The 4,433-nt window shown below is 47.0% G+C and carries 4 protein-coding genes and 1 pseudogene; 4 read left to right on the forward strand and 1 reads right to left on the reverse strand.

The window, feature by feature from the left end:
• Nucleotides 1–190: pseudogene (locus AK963_RS35965) on the forward strand (IS630 family transposase); the annotation flags it as partial.
• A 9-nt stretch (nucleotides 191–199) separates the two neighbouring features.
• Here the strand turns inward: AK963_RS35965 and AK963_RS25825 are convergent.
• Nucleotides 200–1,087, reverse strand: coding sequence for a YccS/YhfK family membrane protein (locus tag AK963_RS25825; RefSeq protein WP_238593854.1), 888 nt, complete (start codon nucleotides 1,085–1,087; stop codon nucleotides 200–202).
• Between the two features lie 319 nt (nucleotides 1,088–1,406).
• On the opposite strand from AK963_RS25825, the gene AK963_RS25830 reads away from it, so the two are divergent.
• From AK963_RS25830 to AK963_RS25840, 3 genes are all read left to right on the forward strand, one after another.
• The gene (locus AK963_RS25830) at nucleotides 1,407–1,712 is read left to right on the forward strand and encodes a hypothetical protein (RefSeq protein ID WP_066018241.1); all 306 of its coding nucleotides are present in this window, start codon (nucleotides 1,407–1,409) and stop codon (nucleotides 1,710–1,712) included.
• A 356-nt stretch (nucleotides 1,713–2,068) separates the two neighbouring features.
• Entirely contained in the window at nucleotides 2,069–2,971 is a 903-nt protein-coding gene (gene rimK, locus AK963_RS25835) for a 30S ribosomal protein S6--L-glutamate ligase (RefSeq protein WP_066018242.1), read from the forward strand.
• A 106-nt stretch (nucleotides 2,972–3,077) separates the two neighbouring features.
• Nucleotides 3,078–4,133 (forward strand): succinylglutamate desuccinylase/aspartoacylase family protein, encoded by a 1,056-nt coding sequence (locus AK963_RS25840; protein WP_066018243.1) that lies wholly within the window; start codon nucleotides 3,078–3,080, stop codon nucleotides 4,131–4,133.
• Nucleotides 4,134–4,433: the final 300 nt, after the last annotated feature.

Consider the following 4,433-nt stretch of genomic DNA (forward strand, 5'->3'; position numbering starts at 1 on the left):
ACCATTCGCACCGGAGTTAAACAGCTCAGAAAGGCTATGGGAGTGGATGCGGGAGCATGACTTATCAAACAAAGCATTTTCAGGTTATGAAAATATTGTAGATTGTTGCTGTGAAGCTTGGAATAACCTTTGCAGCGAAGCTGGTCGACTGTTCAGTCTGTGCTCCCGTGATTGGGCAGTTATACAGTAGTTAGAAAATTCAATTGGTATGAGCTATTGCCCGACATGCGTTTGCCTGAACTCTGAGCATTTTCTGAAAGCGGAAAAGAATATCGCTTCGGGAGAAGCTTTCTGCCAGATCCTGATAGCGATAGTGAGAGGAACTCACCCGCTCATGAATATCCTGTGCAAGAAAGTAAATTTGCAGAAAAGGCTGCTCTCGCATACTGATCTGCCGGCGAACTCTCTGAAGCAATGAAACCTTGGCCTGGTTCAGAGCGTTAACAACACTCGCATTTTTCCTGGCCACCTCCAAGCGTGAAGGCTGAGGGTTCATATTAGCAACGGGATCAAACAGCTGGCTTTTACTGTCAAAATAACCAGCCAGTTCTTTAAATACATTAGCCAGAGACTGCTGCACAGGTCGATTAGGCCAGAGGATATGCCAGACCAGAGACAGCACACCATACCAGAGCGCTCCGCCCAGAAGCAGAGCCGGCTGCTCCCAGAGACTGGGGCTTTCTCCCGCACCCAACATGGTGTAGACAGCCAGAAGTAACGAAGCAAATGCCATACTGCTGTAACGTGGCCCCATAGCACCGAGCATGGTAAAGCCAAACGTTGAGCAGAAGAGTCCGGCAGCAAAAAGAAATATATGACCGAACAGCAGCTCAATTGACAGTGACGCCAGTAGAAAACAGGCAAGCATCAAGATCAAGGCTTTAATTCTTCCCCAAAGGTTGTCATCCACTTCGGCCAGAGCAGCAGCAATAATGCCCAAGACCATGGGTGTGATCTCATCGGTTGTTCCCCGATACCAGGCGGGTAAGGTAACGCCAGCCAAGGCAAAAAAAACTTTTACACTGTAATTAAACCGGTCATTTGCCCAGTAGTTGCGAAACGGTTGGAAGATATCAGGGGAGAACATGATGGAGAGCTGGTTGCCGGGCGATTGATCTAAAGTTTATGAGCATACCCGAAAAAAGCTGAGAGACTAAGTAGCGATGGCCGTAATCCCAGAGAAACTATTTTGTTGTACCGGTTTAATGGCGCTTCATTCACCAGCATTTAAGAAAAAACCGAGAAAAATCGCTCAACGCCACTCACCAAAACAAATATAAAACACTAAAAAAAAGCCAATAAAAAAAGCAAAAGCATAGAAAATCTTGCTTGCTTGCAGACTAAAACGCAGGTAATTACTAAAAAACAGGCTTTCCCGCTGTTTTATCCAGGCTCTGTTTTTTTTATTGACTGAACCATGGTTTTACCAGAAATTAGCGCTGCAACGCCAGTTCCACAATCTCTGTGAGCGATGGTTTGCAGATGAGGAACGGCTGTTTGCTATTTGTCTTGACCGGCATTCAGAGCAGGCAGAGATGGAAGAGTATCCAGACTTCGAAGAAGAGTTTGAAAAAGCGGCCAGAGCCAAAAAGCGTTATCGCACCCGCCAGGCTGACTATGAGAAAAAACGGTCGAAAGCGGAGCTTCACCTTGAACGCAAACGGTTACGGGAATTACTCGGAGACGAGCACCTGGTCTTTGACCACTGGTAAATTGACTCCCGTTACTGATTAGGATCCCTCCTCTACCCAAGGGCTGCAGTTTGTCAGCCCGCTTTGATTTATATTGCCGTTTACAACCAGTTACCCGGATCGTTTTTGTGAAGATAGAATAAATAGTCATGAGCAGAGTACTCCGCTCATCACAAACCATGAAATGGCTACAGAAATCAAAGTAGCCGAATTTTCATAGTAAAAGATGAGTACTACTTTTATAAAACAGCTTTACGAATCTGCCGATCCCCGTATATTCAGTAAAAAGCTCTCTGGTAAGCCATACTTTTTCTCTACCATTAATGAACGAGGTTTTCAGCCAGAGCGCAGAATGACCTTTTATCAGGAATTACCCAATGCGAATTGCGCTACTTTCACGTAACGAGCGGTTATATTCATCCCGCCGCATCATTGAGGCTGCAGAAGCCAGAGGTCATACGATCGATGTTATTGATATTTTAAGTTGCTATATGAATATCAATGACAAAAACCCCAGTATTCATATGAAAGGGGTTGAGCTGCCTCACTATGATGCTGTGATTCCACGCATTGGAGCTTCCAACACCTTTTATGGAACTGCAGTTCTTCGCCAGTTTGAAATGATGAACTGTTATTCCCTGAATGAGTCTCTGGCCATTGCCCGCTCCCGAGACAAATTACGGTCAATGCAACTGCTGTCGCGTAAAGGGGTTGGCCTCCCTGTAACCGGTTTTGCCAGTGGTCCTGGGGATATTCCTGACCTGATCGATATGGTTGGTGGTGCTCCATTGGTCATCAAACTACTGGAAGGTACCCAGGGAATCGGTGTTGTCCTGGCGGAAACCCGAAAAGCCGCGGAAAGCGTTCTGGAAGCATTTATGGGCCTGAAAGCCAATATTATGGTTCAGGAATACATCAAAGAAGCCGGTGGTGCCGATATTCGCTGCTTTGTGATAGGCGACAAAGTAATCGCAGCCATGAAACGTCAGGCACCGGAAGGTGAATTCCGTTCAAATATTCACCGTGGCGGCAGTGCCAGCCTGGTGAAACTGACTAAAGACGAGCGAGCCACGGCAGTAAAGGCGGCAAAAGCCATGGGTCTGAGGCTGGCAGGTGTGGACATTCTTCGCTCCAATCGCGGCCCTCTGGTGATGGAGGTCAACTCATCTCCTGGGCTTGAGGGTATTGAGCGGGCAACGGCCAACGATGTAGCCAACTGCATCATCGAATACATTGAAAATAACTATCACCGCACCAGTAACACACGGATTACTGGATAAAACAATTTCACCAACCCACCATCACTCTGATTAAAAGAACACCGAGTGATGCTTTTCAACCCCGATCTCTTTCTAGAATGCTTGATGATCGGGGCTGGAGTCCTCCATGGAAAGAGCACAACCCCTAGAGCTATTTGGCCATACCATTCTGCCAGGTACACGACAGCACCTTAATATCCCTGTCGTCAAACTCTACACCGATACTCCCATTGATCTTCGGATGGAGGTTATTCACGGTCGCAAGAAAGGTCCATGCCTGTTAGTAACAGCCGCCATTCATGGTGATGAACTGAATGGTGTGGAAATCTGCCGGCAGATCCTCGGTCACAAAAACCTGTCCAAAATCTATGGGACTCTGATCGTTATTCCCGTCGTAAACCAGCTGGGATTCATCCAGCAAATCCGCTACTTGCCTGATCGCAGGGACCTGAACCGCTGCTTCCCGGGATCCAGCAAAGGTTCTCTGGGTGGAAGGCTTGCCAACCTGATTACTACGGGTATTTTTCCACACGTTGACTATGCCCTGGACCTCCATACAGGAGCCATTCATAGAACAAACCTGCCGCAGCTGAGAACTGATCTGACCAACGAGAAGTGTCTTGGACTGGCCAGAGCGTTTGGAGCCCCGGTGATCCTGCACTCATCCCTGAGAGATGGCTCATTCAGAGGGGCTGCAAACGAGTACAACATTCCTGCACTGGTTTATGAGGCTGGTGAAGCCCTACGACTGGAAGAAGCATCAATCAAACTGGGCCTCAAAGGTGTTATGCGTGTTATGCGACATCTGAACATGCTGCCCAAAAAACCGGTCAAAGCACCAGCTATTCAGCCATGGGAGTGCAACCAGAGCCAATGGTTGAGAAGCTCAAGGGATGGTTTGGTGTTACTTCATATCAAACAGGGTCATCTTGTTAAAGAAGGTGACACCATGATGACCATTGTGAACCCGTTTGATGCCAATGACAGTGAAAGCATCACTGCACCTTTTGATGGCGTGGTTATCGGCCTTAGCCAGCTTCCACTGGCCAATGAAGGCGATGCACTGGTCCACCTTGCCAAAGTCAGCAGCACCCTGGCAGATACCGAGTATGATCAGGAAGTCATTGAAGAAGAGCTTGACCTGGGAGTTGCCCAGCTGCCAGTACCAGAAAATCAGGATTAACTGATAATTAACTGGGGGTGTCTAATAGCTCCCCCTCTCCTGGTTTCTGTTGCCACTTCATTTTATCAATGTTGAAGAAGCACCAGAGGAACTGATCTAGGGACATGAAGATACTTATAAAAAAAAGTAATTAAAATTTAATTCAATGTGTACGAAATTGAGCAATTATCATTATACCAATCGCATTTTCTAAATCCTTAAGCTGCCGCCAACTATGCTTAGGCATCATTACCATGCATTATCTAGAACAGATGTCTCGTCGACCACAGCTACCCGAAGGTTTTAATGATGTTGATTTTC

The sequence above is a fragment of the Endozoicomonas atrinae genome (assembly GCF_001647025.1).
In the GTDB taxonomy this organism is placed as follows: domain Bacteria; phylum Pseudomonadota; class Gammaproteobacteria; order Pseudomonadales; family Endozoicomonadaceae; genus Endozoicomonas; species Endozoicomonas atrinae.